Source organism: Nonomuraea sp. NPDC049419 (assembly GCF_040676995.1).
GTDB lineage: Bacteria > Actinomycetota > Actinomycetes > Streptosporangiales > Streptosporangiaceae > Nonomuraea > Nonomuraea salmonea.
This window is the reverse complement of record NZ_JBFAQB010000014.1, coordinates 122,576-143,687: the sequence shown is the minus strand read 5'-3', so window position 1 is coordinate 143,687 and position 21,112 is coordinate 122,576. Positions and strand designations below refer to the sequence as shown.

Below are 21,112 nucleotides of genomic sequence, written 5' to 3'. Positions count from 1 at the left end.
CGCCGCTCGATGGTGCTCGCCGGCCTCGCGTGAGGCGTGCTCGTACGTCTCACGCCGGTCGGTGTCATCAGTTGCGGCGGTGTTCGATGGCGGCCAGGTAGGCCTGGCTGAGGCCGACCTGGGGCTCTGGTTCCGCCTCCCAGAGGAGGGTGTCGGGCCACGGGGGGATGCGGTGGTCCATGACCCGGTGGATCTGGACGGGGGTGCGGATCTCCACGGCGTGCGGGGGGATGGCCGCGTCCGAGAACGCGTACGGCGAGGAGGGGCGGTCGGGGCCCAGGCCGCGGGGGTAGGCCTCGGCGGTGTCCACGTGCCACACGCTGGCCCGCAGGGAGAGCGAGTCGACCAGCCAGAGCTCGTAGTCGTCGCGGTGGTCGGCCAGGTGGGCGATGTAGCGCGTCAGTACGGTCTGCGCGACCGTCTCGGCCCGGTCGGCCAGGGTCATCCCATGGGATTGCTCGCTGGGTGCCGGATACCAGCCTTTGGCGTGCCTGTCGGTGTATTCGATGAGATAAGCGAACTCGTCGGTCGTCTCAGGCTGCTCCGACGCGCCGAGTTGTTCGGCCGCGTGGGCCGACAGCCGCGCCCACTCGGCGATGCCGGCGTACAGGGCCGCCTGGTGGTTCTTGTAGGGAGCGCCGTCGTCGTCACGGGTGGCGTTCTCATGGAGACGCGGCATGTTCAGCAGGGCCGCTACCTGGTGAAGCTCGCGGGGCGAGATCAGGCGGTCCCGCGCGTCGGTGAGATCGTTCGTCACGGCCTTCAGTTTGAGGGGTCGGCAAAAGTACGACCCAGCAAAAGCCTAAAAGATCTTCGAAATTCCTCGGCGGGGAGTGGCATTTACCCCGTAGCAGGAAATATCCGTATTTGTGGCTTCAGTGCCGGTCCCCGGACTCCAAGGCGCTCTCAGCGGGCGGCAAGGGCAGCGGCTTCGCGGAGTGCCAGATCGCATCGAACTGCTCCAACCAGTACAAATACCACTGCGGCGCATTTTTCCGCGTCAGCTCCAGATGCATCCGCCCGGACGTCGACGCATTACTCACCCCGTGAATCTCCACGATGATGACCCCGTCCCGCTGCAGCGGATTGAACGCCACCAAACTGAACCCGGGGTTATAACCGAACACCTTGAACTGCCGGCTCCCCGGCGACTGCCACGACGCCATCGCGGCCATCATGCTTTGTGTGGTGCGGATGCTGTCGGCGAGCGGCTGCAGCGGATATTCCAGCCCATTGTCGAGCTGCCGGGTGGCGATGTCCACCGCCGCGGTCGCCTCAGGGTCGAGGACCACCATCTTGACGATTCCGTTGTGCCGCTTCAGCACGGTCCCGCCGATCGCCCGGCAGTTCTCGTCGGACAGGAAGTTGACCCCCGAAGGAGCGAACATCCAGATTTCCCGGCTGCTTCGCAGCCGATCCTTCAAAGGGGCCTGCTCGAAACCGGTCCGGTCTTCAAGGGCTCTGTCCGAAAGCCGGCCCTCACCCCGAGGCAACGTGATCTGGTGCACCAGCACCCCGACCCCGGCCAGCAACACCGCCCACTTGAACTGATCACTTACCTTGTCCCCGACCAACGTCAGGGCGGCGAAGACGATGGAGAGCAGGGAGATGACGTAGGCGTCGATATTCCTGCGCTCGCGTAAATCCTTGAGGACGCGCCGGGCAGATCGGAGCATGACACCTCCCACTTGATACTAAACCGCAGAGATTGCGGGTGGGCGGTGTCATTCTCCAATTACGTCATTGATTGCGCTCGCGCCACAGCGAGCGATGCCGGTCCGCCGCTCCCTCAGCCAGGGCGGCGGCCGCAGCCGGGACGGGTTCGCGTGCCCACTCGTCGAGCCGGCGCGCCATCCGGCTGACGAAGACCTCCCCCTCCTCGGTCAGCGCGCCGCTGTCGAGGAGGGTGCCCGCGACCTGGCGCGCCCCGGAGCGCCACCGGGCGAACTCCGCGTTCGCCCGGATCGCCGACTCGCCGCTCTCCAGGTGCCGCTGGCGTTCCCAGAAGTCGGTGACGCCGACGTAGGCGTACGTGCCCTGGAGGAGACCGGAGGCGGGACGGGGATCGGGACGCCACGGCGCGTAGTAGCGGCGGCCGTTGTCGGGCCTGGTCAGAGGCACGACGTCGAGCAGCGCCGACAGCTTGGCGTGCTGGGTCTCGTGAGTCAGCGTGACGGCCAGCGCGTGGGCGTCGGGCGGGGTCGACATGGCGATGCAGCCGAACGTCTCGCGCGAGGTGGCACTGGCCATCCCCATGCCCTCCTGCGGCGGGGCGAGCGGGGTGAAGACGGTGATCGCCGCCGACACCTGCTTGGCCACCGGCAGGTGGTTGCGTACGAGCAGGCCCCAGCCCTCGTCGAGGAGGTCCTGCCACAGCCGCGCCTCCTGCTCGGTGAGGGGGGCGCGCAGGGCGTCGGAGCCGGGCATGCGGTGCGGGTGGAGGTCGTCGATGAGGACGTCGAGCCGCTCGTCGTCGGCCTGCGCGGACAGGCCGCGCAGTGGCCGCCAGTTCGGCTCGTCGTCGCCGAGCTGGAGGAACAGACCCTCGGCGGAGACCTCCACGCCGTCGGCCGAGCAGTGCAGGGTCGCGGTGGTGACGCTTCGTCCCACGACGAACTGCCCGAGCGAGGGCAGGTTGATCACCCCGTCGATCGCGGTGACGTCGAGGTCGCACGCGACGCCGGCGCGGATGGCCGCGGCCGCCGCCAGCGCGGACATCTGCTCGGGAGCGTCGAGGGTCTTGATGGTGTGACGCGCCCACGCGGCCACGGCGGGGTGGTGCACCACGGCGTTGACCGCTTCGGGATGTGACGCCTGGATGCCGGCGAGCAGGTCGTAGGCCCGGCGTACCTCGGGCCAGCTGCCATGGCGGGCGTTGCGCGTCGTTTCGAGCACTCCCCGCAGCAGGAGAAGGTGCTTGCTGCGCTGGGCGGCCTTGAGCTGCTCGACCGTGGCCGTTCCGCCGGCGCCCGAAGCCAGTTCGTCGAAGGCCGCAGCAGGAATGCGGTGCTCTGCGAGGTTCATCTGTGGTCCTTCTGCAGTGCGTTGTAATCGCGCTGGATCGTGTCTTTGACGTGGGTGATGAGCCGCAGCAAGTCGGCGCAGTAGACCGACGGGTTGAGAAAGCCGCTGCCGGGCCGATAGCGATGAGCGTACTGGCCGCCGCCGCACACCCGGCCGACCGGGCAGGCTTTGCACGTGTCCGACAGCGCGGACCAGCCGATTTGGCGGGCCGCGATGGACGGCAGCCGCAGAACGTCATCGAAGGAATCGCGAAGGACGTGAAATCCGGTGCTGGGCGCGCCCGGGTAGGCGGATTTCAGGAAGTCCGACTGCTCGATCTCGCCGTCCGTCTCGATGACCACCATGGCGGCGGGGGACAGGCCGATCTGTTCGCTGGCCGACCCGCCCCCGAGAAGGAGGTAGATGATTTCGTCGAACAAACGCACCCTGGCTGGTTGAGCAGGCGCGGAATACCACTGATCGAAGATCGCGATCAGCCAGTCGGCGTAGGGCGTGGCGGGGTCGCCGCTGTCGAGCCCGGGAGGGGGTTGTGACCAGGTGCCGTGCGGAAGCAGCAGGTCGACGGCCGGCGGGCCGAACGCCAGCAGCGCCTGGTACGTCTCTAGGGGGTCGTTGCGCAGGTCGATCGTGCAGAGCAGGCCGCGGAACAGGTGATGGAACGGCGGCTCGGCGAGCAGCCGCAGGCCGGCCGCGACCTTGTGGTGGCTGCCGCGGCCGTCGGCGGTGCGGCGGTTGCGGTCGTGGGCCTGCTCGCTGCCGTCGAGGCTGACGCCGACCCCGATCTGGTGCCGCTCGAAGAGCTCCAGGTACGTCCGGTCCAGCCGGGTCCCGTTGGTCTGCACGGTGAAGGCGACGTCGGCGCCGACCGCGCCGCGTACCGTTTCGACCAGCTTGTCGATCTCCTCAGGACGCACGAGCAGGGGCTCGCCGCCGTGCAGGATCACCTCGACCGACGGGAGATCATGGGCGCGTACGTGCTCGGCGATCCGCGCCGCCACCGCGTCGACCACCTCGGGCGCCATGCGCATCGGCCGTGACCGCCAGCTCTGGTCGGCCATCTCGTACATGTAGCAATAGCTGCAGGCGAGATCACATCTGCTGTGAATCTTCAGGATGAACTGCCTGAACGGGGTCGGCTGCCAACCCTTTTCCGCCAGCGCAGCCAGGTCGAGTGTCAGCGGCCATTCGGGCAATGTCTGCCAGCCCGCGGAACGTGCGTCATGGCCGTTGAGCATAATGAATCAGTCCGGTTCGTGAAGCGTTATCCACGCTTGCTGGGCAAGATCTGACGGAAGGCCGTTGATGATCGTTTCGGCGGCCTTGGGCGTGCTCGACCGCTGGAGCGCCTTGGCCAGCGCGATCTGGACGGACACGTCGTTGGGTGCGTAGTCCAGGGCGGTCTTGATGCGCTGGATGGCCTGGACCGAGTCGTTCTGGTCAAGCCAGAGCAGCCCTTCCTTGGTCAGCGCGCGGGCCACGCCGTCGAACCGCTGGTACTCCGAGAAGATTCCGGCCGCCTCCACGCAATACCGCCTGGCGCTGCCGAGGTCGCCGCGGGCGTGCGCCACCCAGGCGAAGACCTCCGCCGCCTCCGCGCGCACCCACGCCTCGTCCACGTCGGCGGCGCGCTCGGCCAGCTCGGCGAGGTGGTGGGCGTGGTCCCAGTCGCGTTCCTCCACCGCCTGACGGGCCTCCTTCAGGTAAGACTCCGGGGCCTCGTACCTGGTGACGGGGGCGATGAGCCGGTCGTGGGTCAGCTCGTACCAGCGGATGCCGAGCCGTTGCTCGGCGCGCAGGAGGTGGCGGTCCTCAAGGGTGCGCGGTATCGCGTTGGGCATGCCCTCGGTCTCGATGAGTCCCTCGTAGACGGCGTTCCTGGTGCCGTGCTCGGTGATGAACGTCTTGCGCATCCACAGGCGCAGCTTGCTCGCCGGCAGGCCGTGTTCGGCGGCCACCTCGGCCATGGTGCGCCGGTAGAAGGCCGACAGGAACTCCTCCACCTGGGCGTACAGGAGGGCGTGCTCCTCCGTGATCTCGACGACCTCCGGCGGCAGCGACTCCCACAGGGCGGAGCACACCACCTGGAGCTGGATGGGCTCCACCGTGTCGACCTTGATGGTGGTGGTCTCACCGGCCTCGTTCTCGAAGTGCACTTCGCGCAGGTCGTCGATGAGCAGCTCGGCGGCCTCCGGCGTCATCGTCCTGCCGGTCTGCGGCAGCGGCCCGTGCACGACCTGCAGGGCCTGCTCGGGGCTGAGCGCCTCGAGGTGGAAGCGGCTGCGCGAGCCCTGCCCGATGCGGCGTTCGTGCGGCAGGACGAGGAAGAGGTACTCCTCGCGCAGTGCCAGCAGGACATGCAGTCCGGGGTGCTTCTTGACGGCTTCCGCCAGCTGGTCGAGGAAGACCCTGCGCTCCTTCTCCAGGATCGGCGAGCCATGGAAGATCTCCTCCGCCTGGTCGATGGCGGCGAGGATCGGTACGGGGTCACCGTAGCGGTCCATCCGCTCCGGCCGGTCGTCCAGGAAACGCGAGATCGTCAGGTCCGCGAGGTCCTGGCGGTCGGTCCAGCACGACAGCAGGGCACGGACGTACGGGTTGCCGCCCCGGGTCGCGGGCGTGCTCATCCGAGGGGCGATGCGTGCCACAGGCAGGACGTCGGCATGTTCGGGATCCAGCAGCGGCAGTACCCCGGCGTGCAGCAGAGACGTCTTGCCCACGCCCGATGCGCCGTAGAGCACGGTGAGGCCGGCGGCCTGCCAGAGCGTCGCGACCTCCTGCGCCTCCCGGCCGCGGCCGTGGAACAGCGCGCTCTCGTCACGCCGATAGGGACGCAGCCCGACGTACGGTTGCACCTGCGGGTCCGTCACTGGCATGCGACCGTCCTCACATCCTGCTCCGCAGTTCTTCGAAGAACTCCTCGGTACTGCCGATGAAAATCGTGATGTTCCAGCCGTCGAGATATCGCTGGAGGTATTCCCGCGCCCGGCCCGCGGCATCCGCGACGGAGGTGTTCAGATCCGGCATGAGTTGCACGCTGACGTGTCGCCGTCGCATGTTCTGCGGCATCGTCTTGAGCAGCCCGTAGAACAGCACCCGGAAATTCCAGTCGCGCAGGCTGTAGCCGACGAAGAGCAGAGGGCTGACGGTCATGGTGTGCAGCACCGTGCTGGGCAGCGGCGAACCGGCGGACGCGTTCACCTCCACGAGGTTCCCCAGGTAGGTGAGGTAGTCGTCCTCCGTGAGGACGAGTGACCGGGGATCGTTCCAGCGGCCGTGCAGGTGGTAGATCAGCGGCTCTGCCTCGGTCGGCTGCTCGATGTACGGCTTCTCCACCCCGACGTCCCACCACGAGCAGATCTGGCTGACCGGCTTCTTGCGTCCCCCGGTCTCCTGGTGCAGGGCGCGCAGCATGAAGTCGTCGTAGTTGGTGGTGAGAAATGTTTTGATGGGGAATTTCGCCAGCATCGCATGGGGGTCGGTGTCGCAGGCGTCGCCGGACGGCGCGTACTGCTGGAGATAGGTGCAGACCTCGTGCTTCAGCTCCACCGTGTCGCCGCTCACCCATGCCGCGTATTGCATGACCCGGGCCAGGTCATGCGAGTCGGCGAACGGATATTGGTAGCGGTCGGCAAAATATTGGGCGAGCTGGCCACCTGTTGGTAATCGTCCGAAACTCGCCCCGGCGCCGAGCAGCGGTGTGCAGTCCCCCCGGCTCAGTTGCTTGATCAGCCGATCCCAGTCCGGCTCCCTCAACACACCCGCCCCGACCGTCACCTCGTCTGCCCAAGTCTTCCGTCACATAATTGTTTTGGTTCAGGCTAGAACGTGTCCGGTGAAAGTCAAAGAGCTGATTGAAATCCTGCCACTGGACCTGAGCCGGCTTCGTCCAGCCGCCGCAGGGCGTATGCCAAGGGGCCGGGAGGCAGGCTGTCAAGGTCGGTCAAGCTCCAGTCGCTCACGTTGATGAGGCCACCGCCGTATTCTGCTTCACTGCTGGTCATGGGCTTTCCTCGGTCCATGAGTCGTGCTAGGTCGGCCTCATCCTCCCACGCTTGTGCGGACGTGGCGAGAGCGGCCCGCCCGTGGGGTTCACCGAGGTCGGTGTGACGTCTAAGCTTGCTTTAAACGCCCGGTCTAGCGGAGGCGGTACTGTGTCGGTTTCGCACCATTCGCCGGATTCTGCGCGCGTGCCTGCCATCTGGGGACGGGTTCCTCAGCGCAACAACAACTTCACCGGCCGCGCCCAATTGTTGCGAAATCTGCACGAAAGCTTGATGTCCAACGTCGCCGCCGTCGTCCCGCATGCCCTCCATGGGCTGGGCGGTGTCGGAAAGACGGTCTTGGCCATCGAATACGCCTATCGCTATCGCAGCGAATACGACCTTGTTTGGTATATCCCCGCTGATCAGCCGATGTTGGTGAAGTCGTCGCTGGCGGGGCTCGCGCGCGAGCTGCGGCTGCCGATCAGCGCCTCGGCGAAGGTCGAGGAGGCGGCGGAGGCGGCGCTCGACGCGCTGCGGCGCGGCGATCCGTACGAGAAGTGGTTGCTGATCTTCGACAACGCCGACGAGGTCGAGGAGATCAACACGATCGCGCCCCGAGGGCCCGGCCACGTGCTGATCACCTCGCGCAACCACAGCTGGCAGGGCGTGGTGCCCACGGTGCCCGTCAACGTCTTCCCGCGTGAGGAGAGCGTCGAGTTCCTCGTCAAGCGGGTCGGCCAGGGCATCACGGAGACCGAGGCCAATCAGCTGGCCGAGGCGCTGGGAGACCTGCCGCTCGCTCTTGAGCAGGCGGGCGCCCTGCAGGTGGAGACCGGCATCTCCGTCGAGGAATATCTGCGGCTGCTGGACGAGGAGACGACCCGGCTGCTCGGCACCAACAAGCCGACCGACTATCCGCTGTCGATGTCGGCGGCCTGGACGCTGTCGGTGCAGCAGCTCACCGCACGCATGCCGAAGGCGGTCGAAGTGCTCCGGTGCTGCGCGTTCCTGGGGCCTGAGCCGATTCCGCGCGACCTCTTCCAGCGGCTGCCCGCCGACTACGCCGCGGGCTCGAAGCTGGCCGAGATCCTCGCCGACCCCATCCTGACCAGCCGCGTCATCCGCGAGCTGGGCCGCTACGCGCTCGTCAAGATCGACTCGGCCAACCGCACGATCCAGGTGCACCGGCTGATCCAGGCGCTGCTGCGTGACGACCTCCCCAAGACGGAGCACGCCGCCATGCGGGGTGAGGCGCACCTCCTCCTGGCCGCCGCGGTGGCGTCGTTCGAGCCGGACGACAACGCGGCGTGGCCTCGCTACGCCGCCCTGCTCGGACACGTCTCACCGGCCGGCGTCCATCACTCCCGCGATTCGCGGACCCGGCGGTTCGCGCTCAGCATCGTCCGCTATCTCTACTCCTCGGGGGACTTCAAGTCGGCCCAGACGCTGGTCGAGCTGTTCATCGCGCAATGGCAGGCCGACAGCGGCCCCGACGACTACAGCGTCCTGGCCGCCCAACGCCACCAGGCGATCATCATCAGAGAGCTGGGGGACATCGCGGGGTCCTTCGAGCTCAACCAGCAACTGATGATCCGCATGCGCGACGTGCTCGGCGAAGATCACGAAGAGACGCTGCTGCTGCGTAACAGCCATGGCGCCGACCTGCGGTTCCGCGGCGACTTCGGGGAGGCGCTGCAACACGACCTCGACTCGCTGGGCCGCCACGAGACCGTCTTCGGGCCTGAGCACCGGCGCACGCTGCGGGCGATGAACAACCTCGCTCTCGACTACCTGCTGCTCGGCGAGTACGACAAGGCCAGCGAGCTGCAGACCACGACCTTCGAGCGGCAGCGCGCGAGCGCGGGCGTCAGCAGCCTGAACGTCCTGTCGTCCTGGAACGGCCTGGCCCGCATCACCCGCTTGCAGGGCCAATATCGTGAGGCCTGCGACCTCGGCGAGGACGCGTACGAGTTCGGCGTCGAGCAACTCGGCCCCGAGCACCCGTGGACCCTCCGCGTCGCCAAAGACCTGTCCATCGCCAAGCGGCGTGACGGCAAGGTCGAGGAGTCGCTGGATCTCGCCCGCCGCACCTTCGACACGCAGGTGCGCAACACCGGCATGGACCACCCCGACGCCCTGGCCGCCGGCCTCTGCCTGGCCAACGCGCAACGGGCCTTCGGCGATGTGGTCGAGGCGCTGGAGCTGCTGGAGGACCTGACGCCGCGCTTCAAGAAGATGTACGGCGACGACCACCCGTTCAAGTACGGCTGCGACACCAACCTCGCGCTGCTGCTGCGGATCAACGGGCGCACGGAAGAAGCGGTCGACCTCGATCGGGCGGCCCGCGAGGGCCTCGACAGGAGGCTGGCACGCGATCACCACTTCACCCTCACGTGCGCGATCAACCTCGCCAGCGACCTCGCCGCGATGAACGAGCACGAGCAGGCCATCCGACTGGGCGAGAGCACGCTCGGCAAGCTGCGCACCCGGTTCGGCCTGGATCACCCGCTCACTCTGGCCGGGGCCGCGAACCTTGTCGTCGACCTCCTGCAGCTCGGCGCGCAGCAGGAGGCGGACGAGCTGAAAGCCGACACCCTGCAGCGCTACAGGCGGGTCCTCGGGCGCGGCCACCCCGATGTGATCGTGGCGGAGCAGAACAGGCGGCTCGACTTCGACTTCGACCCGCCCGTGCTCTAAGCGGACTAAAGGCGCCGGCCCCCGCGTTGTACCCACCGCTTACATGATTACGGGCGGTGGGAGGGAATCATGAGTCTGCGCCAGTACGAGTACGCCTTGGCCGTTGCCGAGGAGGGATCGGTGACGGCGGCGGCCGAGGTGCTGCGGGTCGCGCAGCCGTCCGTCTCCCAGCAGATCCGCACCCTCGAACGCGAGCTCGGCGTCGCCCTCTTCACCCGCATGCCGACCGGCCTGGTCCCCACCGTGGCGGGGCGGGCGTTCCTGCGGGAGGCGCAGGTGGCGGTGACCGCGGCGCGGCGGGCGCGGGCGATGGCGAGGGCCGGGGCGGACGAGCAGCTGGCCGGTGAGCTGCTGGTCGCGGCGCAGATGGGGCTCGGCGCGCGGCAGCTGCCGAGTGCGCTGGCCAAGCTGCGCCGCCGGTTCCCCCGCCTGGAGGTCACCGTCTTCGAGGAGCCGAACCCGGCCGAGCTCGAACGGCTGGGCCGCCGCGGCGTGCTCGACCTCGTGCTGGTGGCCTCGACGTGCGACGAGGGCGGCGCCGACGCCTACCACCTCGGGGACGAGGAGTTCGTGGTGGTGCTGGGCGCCGGTCACCGCCTGCTCGCCGCGGACCGGGTCGAGCTGCGTGAGCTGGAGGGGGAGCCGTGGATCCGGTTCGACCGGGAGAGCGCGCTCGACGCCGTGCTGCGCGACGTGCTGCGGGACAACAGGATGGCGCCGAGCACGGTCGCGCGTGTCACGCAGACGGCGACGGCCGTGCGCTGGGCCGCCCACGGGCTGGGCGTGACGCTCGTCCCGGCCTCCGCCGTTCCGCACGGGTATGAGCAGCTCGCGCGGCCGGTGTCCCCGGTCGTGTCGCAGCCGGTCATCGCCGGTCTCAGGCTCGGCGCGGGCCCGGCGGAGACGGCCTTGCTGGAGCTGCTGCAGCAGGAGAGCTGGTCGCGTACGAGCTCTCTGGTCTAGAAGGGTCTAGAAGGTCGCGAAGGGTCTAGAAGACGCCGCCGCCCAGGTCCACGAAGAACGTGGTGCCGTTGACGAAGCCGGCACGCGGTGAGGCGAGGAAGTAGATGGCCTCGGCCAGCTCCTCCGGCCTGGCCGTCCGGGGGATGCCGAGGCCGCGGGCCACCGGCTCGTTGCCCTCCTCCCCGTACGCGGCCACCACCCCTTCGGTACGAACGGGGCCGGGCGAGACGGCGTTGACCCGGACGCCTCCGTCCCCGAACTCCTTGGCCCACGCTCGGGTCAGCGCCTCCAGCGCGGCCTTGGACGCGCCGTAGACCGACGCGCCCGCGAACCCCCGATGCGCCGCGAGCGTGCTGATGTTGACGATGCTGCCCTCGCCCTTCGCGAGCATGTGCGGCACGAGCGCGGCGACCAGGAAGAAGGGGCCGCGCACGTTCGTGGCGAAGATCTCCTCGTACCCCTCCGGCGTCTGGTCGAGGGTGGCGGCGGTGGGGAAGATGCCGGCGTTGTTGACGAGGATGTCCACCGGCCCGCTCTGCCTGGCCAGCTCGGCGACCGAGCCCAGGTCCGCCATGTCCGCCGGGACGTAACGGATGCTGCCGTCCTCCTGCGCCGCCCGTTCGGCGTCCTTGCCGCGCCGGCCGTCGCGGCCGCTGATGACGACCTCCGCGCCCTCGCGGGCCAGCCGCCGGGCGGTGGCGAGGCCGATGCCTGACGTGCCGCCGGTGACGAGCGCGATTTTGCCCTGCAATTCCATGTCGTTTTTAACCTTTCAGCCCATCGGGAATTCGCCGCCGTCGATGATGAGATTGCGGCCGATCAGATAACCCGCCCGCTCGGAAATGAGGAACAGCACCGCGTTCGCGATGTCGTCGGGCAGGCCGTCGCGCCCCACCGGCGTGGCGGCGTGGGCGGTGTCGTTCTGGGCCGGGGCGCCGGCCATGCGCGCGGCCACCTCCGCCCACTGCGCCCGGGTCTGCTCGCCGCCGGGCGTGGCGACCCGGCCGGGCGAGACGGTGTTGACCCTGATGCCGTGCGGGGCCAGCTCCAGCGCCAGCCCCCTGCTGTAGCTCTCCAGCGCCGCCTTCGCCGCCGCGTAGTGCAGGAACGACGGCGCCTCCGGGGCGAGGGTCGCGGCCGACGAGACGTGCACGATCGCGCCCCAGCCCCGCTCGCGCATGCCGGGCACGAGCAGCGCGTCCAGCCGTACGGAGGCCAGGTAGTTCAGGTCGAGCGCGTCCTGCCACACCTCGTCGGGGATGGCGGCGCTCCCCTCGTACGGCTGCGCCCCGCCCGCGTTGTGCACCACGATGTCCACGCCGCCCAGCACGTCGTGCGCGGCGGCCGCGATGCTCTCGGCCCCCGCCCTGGTCCGAACGTCGGCCTGGACGAAACCGGCCCCCTCGGGCGCCGTGCTCGCCGCGGACCGCGCGGTGGTGAGCACTCGGGCGCCGGCGTCCAGGAGCTGCCGTACGACGGCCGCCCCGATCCCGCGCGTTCCCCCGGTCACCACGGCCCGCTTTCCCGCAAGTTCCATCATGTCGTCCTTTCCGTATTAACCGATTGAACGCTACGTCCGGAAAAGAACGAGAAGCAAAGAGGAAATGTCGTTGGCCCCTATAGGCGGTTCCTATAGCGCGTGGGGGGCAACGAAATGTCCGGTCGATGGCCGGTCGGTGCCCTGGTTCGGCCGGGGGGCGACTTCCAGAATCGTGCCGTGAACCTCCAGCGATTAATCCGGCTATTACCCATCACAGCCCTCGCGCTCGCACTCTGCGCCGTCGCGACGCCGGCCCACGCGGTGCGGGGCGGCGAACAGCCCTCCGGCGGCGCGTGGGGCTTCGTCGCGAAGGTCGAGGTCGGCGAGCTGCACTCCTGCAGCGGTGCCCTGATCAGCCCGCACTGGGTGCTCACCGCGGCCACGTGCTTCACACCCGAGAGCGGGTCCGTCAGGACCGGCGCGCCGCCCCTGCCGACGACGGTGACGCTCGGCGGCACGGGCCTCACCGGTACGGGCGCGCGGGTGCTGCCCGCGACCTGGGTCCATCCCCACGACAGCCTCGACCTCGTGCTGGTCAGGCTCGCGTTGCGGGTGGTCGACGTGCCGCCCGTCGCGATCGGCTCCGCCCCCGTCGCGGGGGACGTGCTGCAGCTCGCCGGCTACGGGCGGACCGACGGGGAGTGGGCGCCCGACCGGATGCACACCGCGCCCGTCGCGATCGGAGCCGTGGAGGCGGAGTCGTTCGGCTGGAGCGGGGCGAACGGCGCCGACGTGAGCGCCTGCCAGGGCGACGCGGGCGCGCCGATGATCAGGACGGGCGGGAGCGGCCCTGAGCTCGTCGGCCTCGCCATCGGCGCCGGGCAGGGCGGCTGCCTGGGCGCGGCCGCCGACGGGGGACGCGGCGGCGAGGCGCAGCGGGCGGACGGCCTGGCGAACTGGGTGCGGACGACCGCGCGGGAGCCCACGGAGACGATGCGGGCGTTCGAGCACGGGTCGGAGGGGTTCGCCGGCTACACCTTCAATGACGCCAGGGACCAGGCGGTGGCCTTCGACTACGACCATTCGGGCAAGCAGGACCACCTGCTGTTCTACCGGCCGGGGGCGCAGCTGGTCACGATCGTCAAGCGGGGCGCGGAGGGCGCCTGGGCGCCGGTCTTCACCTCCACGACGGGCATCGGCGGCTACGACCTGAAGAACGCGGCCGACCGGATCGTCCCCTTCGACTACGAGGGCACGGGGAAGCTGGACCATCTCGTGGTGTACCGGCCAGGCGTCGGCACGATCCACATACTCAAGCACGGCAGCGGCACCACGTTCGCGCCGGTCTTCACCTCGACCCACGACGGCATCGGCGGGTTCACCCTGAAGGACGCCCGCGACCAGGTGGTGGCCTTCGACTACGAGGGGACGGGCAAGCAGGACCACCTGCTGCTGTACCGGCCGGGGGCGCAGCTGGTCACGATCGTCAAGCGGGGCGCGGGCGGCGCTTTCACGCCGGTCTTCACCTCCACCACGGGGATCGGCGGCTACGACCTGAGGGACGACCGCGACCGGATCATCGCCTTCGACTACGACCATTCGGGCAAGCTCGACCACCTGGTGCTCCATCGCCCGGGTGTGGAGATCGCGTGGATCCTGGAGCGCGGCTCGGGGGCCTCGTTCAGGGCCGTGTTCCACAGCTCGACCGGCATCGGCGGCTACGACCTCAAGAGCTCGGCCGACCGGATCATCGCCTACGACTACGACGGCTCGGGCAAGCTGGACCACCTGCTGCTCTACCGCCCTGGCTCGCGTACGGCCTGGATCCTCGCGCACGAAGCGGGCAGCTCGTTCAGAGCCGTCTTCCACAGCTCGGCGGGCATCGGCGGGTACGCGCTGGAGAGCCCCGTGGACCGGATCGTCGCCTTCGACGGCCTCGGCTGGGGCACGCAGAACCGGCTCTTCCTCTACCGGCCGGCCAGCAGGATCGCCTGGATCGTCGGCCGCAGCAACGGCAACCTGATACCGCGCAACATCGTCGTGTACCCCGTGCACCGCCCCGACTCCATCCTGGAGCGTTTCGCCTACCCGGCGACCTTCCGTCACGACTACGCCGGCACGTCAGGCCAGGCCGACTGGGGCACGGCCGCGGCCGAGGCGAAGAACTTCGAGCTGCTGTCGGGCAACGGCGGGATCATCTGGGTCTCGTGCAGCACCCCGTCGGAGGACGGGGTCGGCACGCTCAAGGTCTTCCCGGGCCTGATCAACGGCGAGGGCCAGGTCGGCGAGCCGTATCTCGGCGTGATGGCGGTCTGCTTCAAGATCCTCTCACCGAGCGGGTACGTGAAGCTGCGCATCCCGAACGTCCAGGAGGTCCAGGGCGACAGCCGCGCACCAGGAGCCGGCCACGACGTGGACGCGACCGTGCGGCACCTGGCGACCGGCACGGAGCGCACCAAGCGCGTCGAGGCGGACGAGAGCGAGCAGTTCGGTCGTACGGACCCCCTTTGCGACGAGAGCCACCCGGACTTCCCGGACAACTGCCGCGAGACCCTCCTCGAACTGCGGGTCGTTCGCTGAGCACCCGGCCGGCCGGACCAGGGCGTCCGGCCGGCCCTCTTTTCAAGGAGACGGCGATGAATGCGTTATGCAGAAGATTCTTAGGACGGACGGCCCTGGTCACCGGTCTGGTGCTCACGTCGGTCGCCCCGATCGGGCAGGCCGCCGCCACTGCGGCGGCTCCTGCGGCGGCTCCTGTGGCGGACCCGCCGCAGGAGCCGGTCTGCGAGCGGCAGGTGGTGCTGGAGGCCTGGGTGACGGGCGGGCTGAACGTCCGCCCGAAGGCGGAGCAGGCGCTGCTCGGCGACAGGGCGGCCGTCTGCGCCTTCCTCGCCGAGCTGCCCAGGCTCGCCGCCTTCGACGATCGCGAGCAGGTCGGCCGCATCAAGGCGCTCGGCGGCCCCGAGGTGGCCGCCGCCGCCAACGCCGCCCTGCGCTCGGAGCAGCCGGGCGCGGTGGCGGCGTTCCTCGACGGCGGATGGGAGCTGGCCCGCGAGATCGACCTGCGGGCCAGCGTGAACAAGATGAAGGCGGTGGGCGGTCCTGAGGTCAAGGCCGCCGCGAACGCGGTGCTGCGCAACGGCTCGCGCGGCGCGATGGGGGAGTTCATCGAGACGGGGTGGCGGCTGCCGTACCGGATCGATCTGCGGGCCGTCGTCAACCGCGCCATGGCCGAGGGCGGCCCCGAGGTGCAGGCGGCGGCGAACCGGGCGCTGCAGGACGGCAGCCTGGAGATGCAGGAACGGTTCGTCCAGATCGACTGGGGCGTGGCCCAGGCCAGGGACGACGAGAACCAGACGCTGGACGACCTGCGCACCAGCGCCACGGAGGCGACCAGGCGGGCCTCGTTCGAGGCGGTCTCCGCGGTGGCGCAGGCCGAGCGCGCCAAGGCCGAGTCGGCGGCCGCCAAGGCCGAGGCGGAGGAAGCCGAGCGGCTCGCCTCGCTGGCCGGACAGGAGTCGGCCGAGGCGAGGAAGCAGGCGCGGCGGGCCGCCGACGCCGCCGATCGTGCCGCCGCGGCCTCGCGCGTCGCCGTCCAGGCCGCGCGGTCGGCGGCGGAAGCGGCCCGCATGGCGGCCGGTGCGGCGGGACGCGCGGCGACCGCGGCGGCGCGGGCGCACACCAAGTCCGACGAGGCGTGGGCGGCCGCCGCCAGGGCGGAGCTGGACGCGAAGGCCGCAGCCGACGCGGAGGCGTACAACCGGGCGATGCAGCAGGTCGGCCCGGCGCTCACGGACTGGATGTCGCCCATCGACCAGATCGTCGCCGTCACCCAGCAGGCGCACGCCGCGGTCGCCGCCGCGAACTCGGCGCGGGCCAACACCGAGGCGGCCGGCCGCGCGGCCGAGGCCGCCGCCCAGTACGCGGGGGTGTCCAGCGCCGAGGCGAAGGCCGCGCTCGCGGCGGCGTCCCGGGCCAGGGCCGACGCGGAGCGGGCGAAGGCCGCCACCGCCGAGACCGTACGCCACGCGAACGTCGCCCAGGACGCGGCGGGCAAGGCACGGGACGCGGCGACCCGGGCGGTGTCGTACGCGGAGCAGTCGGCGCGCGCCGCCGCGAGCGCGGCGGGCCACGCGGGCTCCGCCGTCAACGCCGCCGAGCTGGCGACCGAGCACGCCAACAACGCCTTCAAGGCGGCCGAGGACGCGCTGGACGCCGCCGAGACGGCCCAGGACGTCTACAAGGCGGCGCGCGAGGCGGACGAGGAACGCATCAGGAGCGAGTACGAGCTGGAGCTGTCCTTCGCCCGGCACGTCACCGAGCAGGCGTCCAAGGCCAGGCTGCAGGACGCCCGCGGCTTCGACGTACCGATGAAGCGCTATCACACGCCGGAGATCGACGCGCTGATCGCGCAAGCGACGGCGGAGGGCGCCGACCTCGCGGTGGCGGCCGGCAAGGCGCGGCAGGTGGCCCGCTATTTCGCGACGGTGCCGGGCTCGTGGACCAGCTCCGCCGCCATGGCCGCGCTCGGTGAGGACGACGACGCCCGCGTCGTCGAGTTCGTCAAGAGCGGGCTCGCCGCCGCCGAGGAGCAGGACGACCGTACGACGCTGACCGGCCTCTCGGTCACGCGCAGCCCCGCCATGAGGGCGGCCGCCGAGCGGGCACTCGGCGGCGGGTGGCGTGACGTCGTCGCGTTCCTGGAGGACCCGGACTATCCCGAGCGCGCCGCCGAGGACCGGGTGCGGGTCGGCCGGATCCGCGGGGAAGCCGTCGAGGCCGGCGACACGGACACCGCGGAGGCGGCGAACACCGCCCTGCGCTCCGAGGACCCGGATGCGCTACGCACGTTCCTGGACGTGACGTACAACACCGCGCACGCGATCGACGTCCGCGCCAAGGTCGCCTCCATCGCAGGCGACGACGCCAACGGCACCGAGGTCCGCAACGGCGCCAGGGTGGCGCTGGCCGGCACGACCGCGATGCAGGTCGAGTTCCTGGAGGTGGAGCGGCACCGCGCGGCGCAGCGCGACCACGCGACCGCGACCCACAACTTCGTGGCCACCTCCCTGATGATCGAGACCTCGAAGATCGCGGAGCAGGCGGTCGACTTCGCGCGCACCGCGCAGGCCGCCGCCGCGCAGGCGCGCGGGGCGGCGGAAGAGGCCATCGGCTACTCGACCGCCGCGACCCAGGCGGCCGGCCGGGCACGCGAACACGCGACCAACGCCGTGGCCGCCGCGCAGGACGCCGCCCGGTCGGCGGAACGCGCCGCGCAGGCCGTCCGCACCGCCGCCGCCGCGACCAAGCAGGCGCAGGAGTCGGCCGGGCGGGCCTCGCTCTCCGCCCGCTGGGCGCGCGCCTCGGCCGTCTCGGCGGCGCAGGACGCGACCAGGGCGTTCGCCGCGTACGACACCGCGTACGACGCGCAGATCCGGGCGGGCAACAGCGCCTCGGAGGCGGCCCGCATCGCCGCCGAGGTGTTCGAGCACTACCGGGACGAGGCCAAGGAGAAGCTCGACACGATCAAGGCCGAGTGGTACGGGCACTGCAAGTGGGGGCCAGAGAACGGCCTGCCCACGTACAACGACTGCAACCAGTACGTGGAGGACCTGCTCGACGACCCCAAGGGGCCGCTCAACGACCCGGCCGGCTACGCCGGTGAGCGCGCCGACGCCTGCAGGAAGCAGTTCGTCGGCAAGGCGCTCGACGCGTGCCTGTCGGTCGTCATGAGCCCGCTGTTCTCGTGGGCGAAGCGCGGGATCTCCGACCGGGAGAGCGAGACCCACCGGCTCGCCGAGGAGTACATGGGCCTGACCGCGCTGGACCTGCTCAACGCCATGTCCCAGTGGAGCATCGTGGGCAAGTGCAAGAAGGCGCCCAAGAGCAGCCTCGGCGGCGCGACGAAGAAGTTCAGGGACTGCATCGCCGGAGCCATGGACCTGACCGAGGACCCCAACTGGAACGAGTACTCGAGCCAGTGGAAGGGGACCTTCGTCGAGTCGATGGTCGACCCGGACCTGCGCTTCGCCGAGTACAACTCGATCCTGGGCACCATGTACCTGCAGGAGAACATCCTCGACCGCGCGGTCATCTCGGCGATCTACGAGACCGACCTCGCGATGTCGCTGCTGCGCATCCTGCCCGTCGGCTGCGTCAGGGACGGCGGTGACTGCCCGTACGCGGAGACCGCCGAGCAGCTCAAGGACGTGAGCCGGACGATCAAGCAGCTCAACAACCAGGGCTACATCGTCGACTCGTCGGGACGCGTGCTCGACGCCGACGGCCTGCCCATCGCGGCCCTGCCCCCGGCCGACGACCTCGGCGCGTGGGCGAACTACACCGTCGAGAGCGGGCTCCACGACGACCTGAGAGCCCTGGAACAGCGGCTCGACCTGCTGTACCGGCGGGAGTTCGGCGTGCCCGTCCCGCCGCCCGCCCTGCATCTGGAGACGCGGCTCGCGTACCGGGTCGCCACCAAGGGGGTGGCGCTGCAGGACAACACGCTGCGGCTGGTGATGAACAACCCCGGCGGGGTGTGCGACGCGGTCCCGATCGAGGGCACGGGACCGGACGCGCGGCGGCAGGAGGTTGCCGGCTGCATCCAGGCCGTCAAACTGCTGCTCCCGGCGGGCACCACCATGGTCATCTACTACCCGAACCCGGACAACCCATCAGAACTCCTGGAAGTCACGGTCCACGGCGCCGGCCGCTGGCTCGACTGACCGTCATCTCGGCCCCTGCTCACGGCCCCGCCGGCTCATCACCCGGCGGGGCCGTCAGCCGGACGATGCCTCCTCGCCCTCATCGGCGGCAGCCGGCTCGGTGACCCGGCTGCGGGTCTCTCCCCGAGCCATGTCCGAAACGTAGGGACGAACCCGCGACTTGGCGAAGCTGCTGTCCACGAAGTCGTGGTGCCCGTGCCGCAGCTTCTTCTGTGCCGTCGGAAGGCCGAACGTCGTGGCGGCCAGAGCTCCAGGCGTGGCCCTGTGCATCGCCTCCTTCGCCTCCTTCGCCTCCCGCAGCTGCGACTCGCACGTGTCCCGCAACCCGCGAAACTCCTCCCGCAGCGCCTCCAACCGGCCCTTGAGGATCTCCACCTCGGCCCGCAGGCTCGTCGCGTCGCCGTCCTGATCGTCCCGCCTGGCCGTCTCCAGGCGCTTGACCAGATCACGCCAGGCGGCCCACTGCTCACGCGGAACGTCCAGTGCGTAAAGAATGCCGATGAGATGACAGGTCTTGGGCTGCCGCTCAGCCGCGAATATCCTCTGCAGCGTGGCCCGGCTGACGACGCTGGCCGCGGGAAGCTTATCCTTCTGGTTTCCCCGGACCATTTTGTCGTGCAACTCGCGCAGGCTCTGCCGGGGTTTCGTCGCCCGTATCGCCTTCAGCTGGGCAATGGCGTCCGCCCATGTGCTGATGGAGCTTAAGTCATCGCTCGCTTCTTCATTTCCACACATGGCACGAGCACAGCTCCTTCCCTGGAAGTGCGTCATGGCATGGGCCTCGATCGTAGCGACCGGCGGCCGGTGAACGAGTCTCCGCGCCCCTGGGCCAGGTGTCCCAATTGGTCTCAGCTTGACTCCCGACCTGAGGATACTGCGTCCCGAAACGTCCCCACCGGAGTTCTCCACGACCCCGCATGTCCCGCTGCGGCGAGCGCGTGGCTTAAGCCGTCCCAACCACGCTCGAAGCCTGGCCCCGCCCCGCCGTCGCGGTTTCACTGAGATCCCCGAAGGACCCGCTCCTTCTTGTCCGACCTTCTATGAGAAAGGTGAGCATTGCCATGAGTGGAGATTTCCGCAGAACCTTGGCCGTGCTTCTCCTGGCCGCCGGAGCCGTGTTGGTGGCTCTCGCTTTCGTCAACCCCACGATGGTCATTGTCACGGGCTCACTCGCCGCCGTGGCCGCTGCCATCGTCGCCATATACCGCGCTTTGTGGGAAGGAGACGACGACAACAAGGCGTGAACCGACAGGGGCTTCGGGGCCGCACCGCCCCGGGGCCCCGTCTGGCAAGGTCGCATCTCCGTACGTTGCAGGTGTGTGGCGCCGATCACATTCGTTGTGTGCATTCGTCCACAGTTGATCTGTGGGGGTCTCCGTAATGTCCCTGTCAACGGATCACACCGACGACGGGGAGGAACCCGAGATGCGTAAGACTCTGGCGATCGCTGCTCTTGCCGGTTCGATGGCTGTCACCGGTCTGGCGATGACCGCGCCGGCTCAGGCTTCGGCGGGGACGTCGTGGGGGAAGGTGTTCTCCAGTGACCACAAGGCGTACACGTTCGGCAAGACGTGGAAGTCGGGTGGCAAGGTGTTCACGAAGTGGTACGGGGTGGACAAGCGGGGCGGGAAGAAGGGCTGGGTCTGGTTCGAGGTGTACCAGAACGGTCGCTGGACCAAGTTCAACAAGGCGTGGGACGGCAAGGTCGTCGGCACGTGGAGCGGGCACGGGATCGAGAAGGTCTACACGTTCACCTGCTGGGCCGGGAAGTTCGACAACTGCGGCAAGAAGTACCGCATCTACTGAACACACTTCACGACGTCGTCCCGCAACCCGAGGCGGCTCTCGTACACGCCGACCTTGTGAATGATCAGCTTGAGGCACTCGTCCAGCTCGTGCATCCGCGCGAGCACCCGTTCCCGATGCCGGCGGAGCACCTCCAGCCGCTCCGCCTCGTTGCCCTGGCCCGCCCTGACCAGCTCGGTGTAGCGCCGGATGTCGGTCAGGGGCATGCCGGAGGCCCGCAGCCTGATGCAGACGCCCAGCCAGTCGACGTCGTCCTCGCTGTAGACGCGGTGCCCGGCGCTGCCCCGCCGTACCGGCTGGGCCAGCAGTCCCTCACGCTCGTAGAAGCGCAACGTGTGGGTGCTGAGACCGGTGCGCTCGGCGACCTGGCCGATGCTCAGACCTGACATCCCGCCAGTTTGACTTAGAGCCGGCTCTAAGATCTACGGTCGCGA

The 21,112-nt window shown here is 69.5% G+C and carries 17 protein-coding genes; 6 read left to right on the top strand and 11 right to left on the bottom strand.

The annotated features are described in order from the left end of the window. Positions 1-67: 67 nt before the first annotated feature. From AB0K12_RS32960 to AB0K12_RS32930, 7 genes are all read right to left on the bottom strand, one after another. A complete protein-coding gene (locus AB0K12_RS32960; RefSeq protein ID WP_364569990.1) occupies positions 68-757 on the bottom strand; it encodes a hypothetical protein in 690 nt (229 codons plus the stop codon). 118 nt (positions 758-875) lie between these two features. Continuing rightward, positions 876-1,676, bottom strand: coding sequence for a hypothetical protein (locus tag AB0K12_RS32955; RefSeq protein WP_364569987.1), 801 nt, complete (start codon positions 1,674-1,676; stop codon positions 876-878). Between the two features lie 64 nt (positions 1,677-1,740). Beyond that, positions 1,741-3,024 carry an HEXXH motif domain-containing protein gene (locus tag AB0K12_RS32950; RefSeq protein WP_364569984.1) on the bottom strand — a complete coding sequence of 428 codons (1,284 nt, stop codon included), beginning with the start codon at positions 3,022-3,024 and terminating at the stop codon, positions 1,741-1,743. Beyond that, positions 3,021-4,259: an FxsB family cyclophane-forming radical SAM/SPASM peptide maturase gene (locus AB0K12_RS32945; RefSeq protein ID WP_364569981.1), complete on the bottom strand. Its 1,239-nt coding sequence runs from the start codon at positions 4,257-4,259 to the stop codon at positions 3,021-3,023. The genes AB0K12_RS32950 and AB0K12_RS32945 overlap by 4 nt, the downstream gene beginning before the upstream one ends. 6 nt (positions 4,260-4,265) lie before the next feature. Beyond that, complete coding sequence (locus AB0K12_RS32940) at positions 4,266-5,897, bottom strand: tetratricopeptide repeat protein (protein WP_364569978.1); 1,632 nt, start codon at positions 5,895-5,897, stop codon at positions 4,266-4,268. Positions 5,898-5,907: 10 nt separating this feature from the next. Beyond that, a complete protein-coding gene (locus tag AB0K12_RS32935) occupies positions 5,908-6,798 on the bottom strand; it encodes an SIR2 family protein (protein ID WP_364569975.1) in 891 nt (296 codons plus the stop codon). Between the two features lie 65 nt (positions 6,799-6,863). After that, positions 6,864-7,025 (bottom strand): hypothetical protein, encoded by a 162-nt coding sequence (locus AB0K12_RS32930; RefSeq protein ID WP_364569972.1) that lies wholly within the window; start codon positions 7,023-7,025, stop codon positions 6,864-6,866. 102 nt (positions 7,026-7,127) lie between these two features. Here AB0K12_RS32930 and fxsT point away from each other — a divergent pair, with 102 nt between their 5' ends. Together fxsT and AB0K12_RS32920 are read left to right on the top strand one after the other, a co-directional pair. Further along, the gene (gene fxsT / locus AB0K12_RS32925; RefSeq protein WP_364570275.1) at positions 7,128-9,704 is read left to right on the top strand and encodes an FxSxx-COOH system tetratricopeptide repeat protein; all 2,577 of its coding nucleotides are present in this window, start codon (positions 7,128-7,130) and stop codon (positions 9,702-9,704) included. Between the two features lie 69 nt (positions 9,705-9,773). Beyond that, positions 9,774-10,667 carry a LysR family transcriptional regulator gene (locus AB0K12_RS32920; RefSeq protein ID WP_364569969.1) on the top strand — a complete coding sequence of 298 codons (894 nt, stop codon included), beginning with the start codon at positions 9,774-9,776 and terminating at the stop codon, positions 10,665-10,667. 25 nt (positions 10,668-10,692) lie between these two features. On the opposite strand, the gene AB0K12_RS32915 is transcribed toward AB0K12_RS32920, so the two are convergent. Beyond that, a complete protein-coding gene (locus AB0K12_RS32915) occupies positions 10,693-11,424 on the bottom strand; it encodes an SDR family oxidoreductase (protein ID WP_364569966.1) in 732 nt (243 codons plus the stop codon). A gap of 15 nt (positions 11,425-11,439) precedes the next feature. Then, positions 11,440-12,207: an oxidoreductase gene (locus AB0K12_RS32910; protein ID WP_364569963.1), complete on the bottom strand. Its 768-nt coding sequence runs from the start codon at positions 12,205-12,207 to the stop codon at positions 11,440-11,442. Positions 12,208-12,384: 177 nt separating this feature from the next. On the opposite strand from AB0K12_RS32910, the gene AB0K12_RS32905 reads away from it, so the two are divergent. Both AB0K12_RS32905 and AB0K12_RS32900 read left to right on the top strand, forming a co-directional pair. Continuing rightward, the gene (locus AB0K12_RS32905) at positions 12,385-14,727 is read left to right on the top strand and encodes a S1 family peptidase (protein WP_364569960.1); all 2,343 of its coding nucleotides are present in this window, start codon (positions 12,385-12,387) and stop codon (positions 14,725-14,727) included. Between the two features lie 56 nt (positions 14,728-14,783). Continuing rightward, entirely contained in the window at positions 14,784-18,872 is a 4,089-nt protein-coding gene (locus AB0K12_RS32900; protein WP_364569958.1) for a hypothetical protein, read from the top strand. A 54-nt stretch (positions 18,873-18,926) separates the two neighbouring features. Here the strand turns inward: AB0K12_RS32900 and AB0K12_RS32895 are convergent, their stop codons facing one another. Next, positions 18,927-19,643, bottom strand: a complete 717-nt coding sequence (locus AB0K12_RS32895; protein WP_364569955.1) for a hypothetical protein — start codon at positions 19,641-19,643, stop codon at positions 18,927-18,929. A gap of 278 nt (positions 19,644-19,921) precedes the next feature. Here AB0K12_RS32895 and AB0K12_RS32890 point away from each other — a divergent pair, with 278 nt between their 5' ends. After that, on the top strand, positions 19,922-20,116 hold the full coding sequence (locus tag AB0K12_RS32890) for a hypothetical protein (protein ID WP_364569952.1): 195 nt from the start codon (positions 19,922-19,924) through the stop codon (positions 20,114-20,116). 181 nt (positions 20,117-20,297) lie between these two features. Then, complete coding sequence (locus tag AB0K12_RS32885; protein ID WP_364569949.1) at positions 20,298-20,678, top strand: hypothetical protein; 381 nt, start codon at positions 20,298-20,300, stop codon at positions 20,676-20,678. Here AB0K12_RS32885 and AB0K12_RS32880 read toward each other — a convergent pair. Next, on the bottom strand, positions 20,672-21,067 hold the full coding sequence (locus AB0K12_RS32880; protein WP_364569946.1) for a MerR family transcriptional regulator: 396 nt from the start codon (positions 21,065-21,067) through the stop codon (positions 20,672-20,674). The two genes, AB0K12_RS32885 and AB0K12_RS32880, sit on opposite strands and share 7 nt — an antisense overlap. Positions 21,068-21,112: the final 45 nt, after the last annotated feature.

What these genes read in the sequence shown, in the direction of transcription:
- AB0K12_RS32955 (WP_364569987.1), bottom strand. Translation starts at nt 1,676, where the DNA reads ATGCTCCGATCTGCCCGGCGCGTCCTCAAGGATTTACGCGAGCGCAGG.
- AB0K12_RS32950 (WP_364569984.1), bottom strand. Translation starts at nt 3,024, where the DNA reads ATGAACCTCGCAGAGCACCGCATTCCTGCTGCGGCCTTCGACGAACTG.
- AB0K12_RS32945 (WP_364569981.1), bottom strand. Translation starts at nt 4,259, where the DNA reads ATGCTCAACGGCCATGACGCACGTTCCGCGGGCTGGCAGACATTGCCC.
- AB0K12_RS32940 (WP_364569978.1), bottom strand. Translation starts at nt 5,897, where the DNA reads ATGCCAGTGACGGACCCGCAGGTGCAACCGTACGTCGGGCTGCGTCCC.
- AB0K12_RS32930 (WP_364569972.1), bottom strand. Translation starts at nt 7,025, where the DNA reads ATGACCAGCAGTGAAGCAGAATACGGCGGTGGCCTCATCAACGTGAGC.
- AB0K12_RS32920 (WP_364569969.1), top strand. Translation starts at nt 9,774, where the DNA reads ATGAGTCTGCGCCAGTACGAGTACGCCTTGGCCGTTGCCGAGGAGGGA.
- AB0K12_RS32915 (WP_364569966.1), bottom strand. Translation starts at nt 11,424, where the DNA reads ATGGAATTGCAGGGCAAAATCGCGCTCGTCACCGGCGGCACGTCAGGC.
- AB0K12_RS32910 (WP_364569963.1), bottom strand. Translation starts at nt 12,207, where the DNA reads ATGATGGAACTTGCGGGAAAGCGGGCCGTGGTGACCGGGGGAACGCGC.
- AB0K12_RS32900 (WP_364569958.1), top strand. Translation starts at nt 14,784, where the DNA reads ATGAATGCGTTATGCAGAAGATTCTTAGGACGGACGGCCCTGGTCACC.
- AB0K12_RS32895 (WP_364569955.1), bottom strand. Translation starts at nt 19,643, where the DNA reads ATGACGCACTTCCAGGGAAGGAGCTGTGCTCGTGCCATGTGTGGAAAT.
- AB0K12_RS32885 (WP_364569949.1), top strand. Translation starts at nt 20,298, where the DNA reads ATGCGTAAGACTCTGGCGATCGCTGCTCTTGCCGGTTCGATGGCTGTC.
- AB0K12_RS32880 (WP_364569946.1), bottom strand. Translation starts at nt 21,067, where the DNA reads ATGTCAGGTCTGAGCATCGGCCAGGTCGCCGAGCGCACCGGTCTCAGC.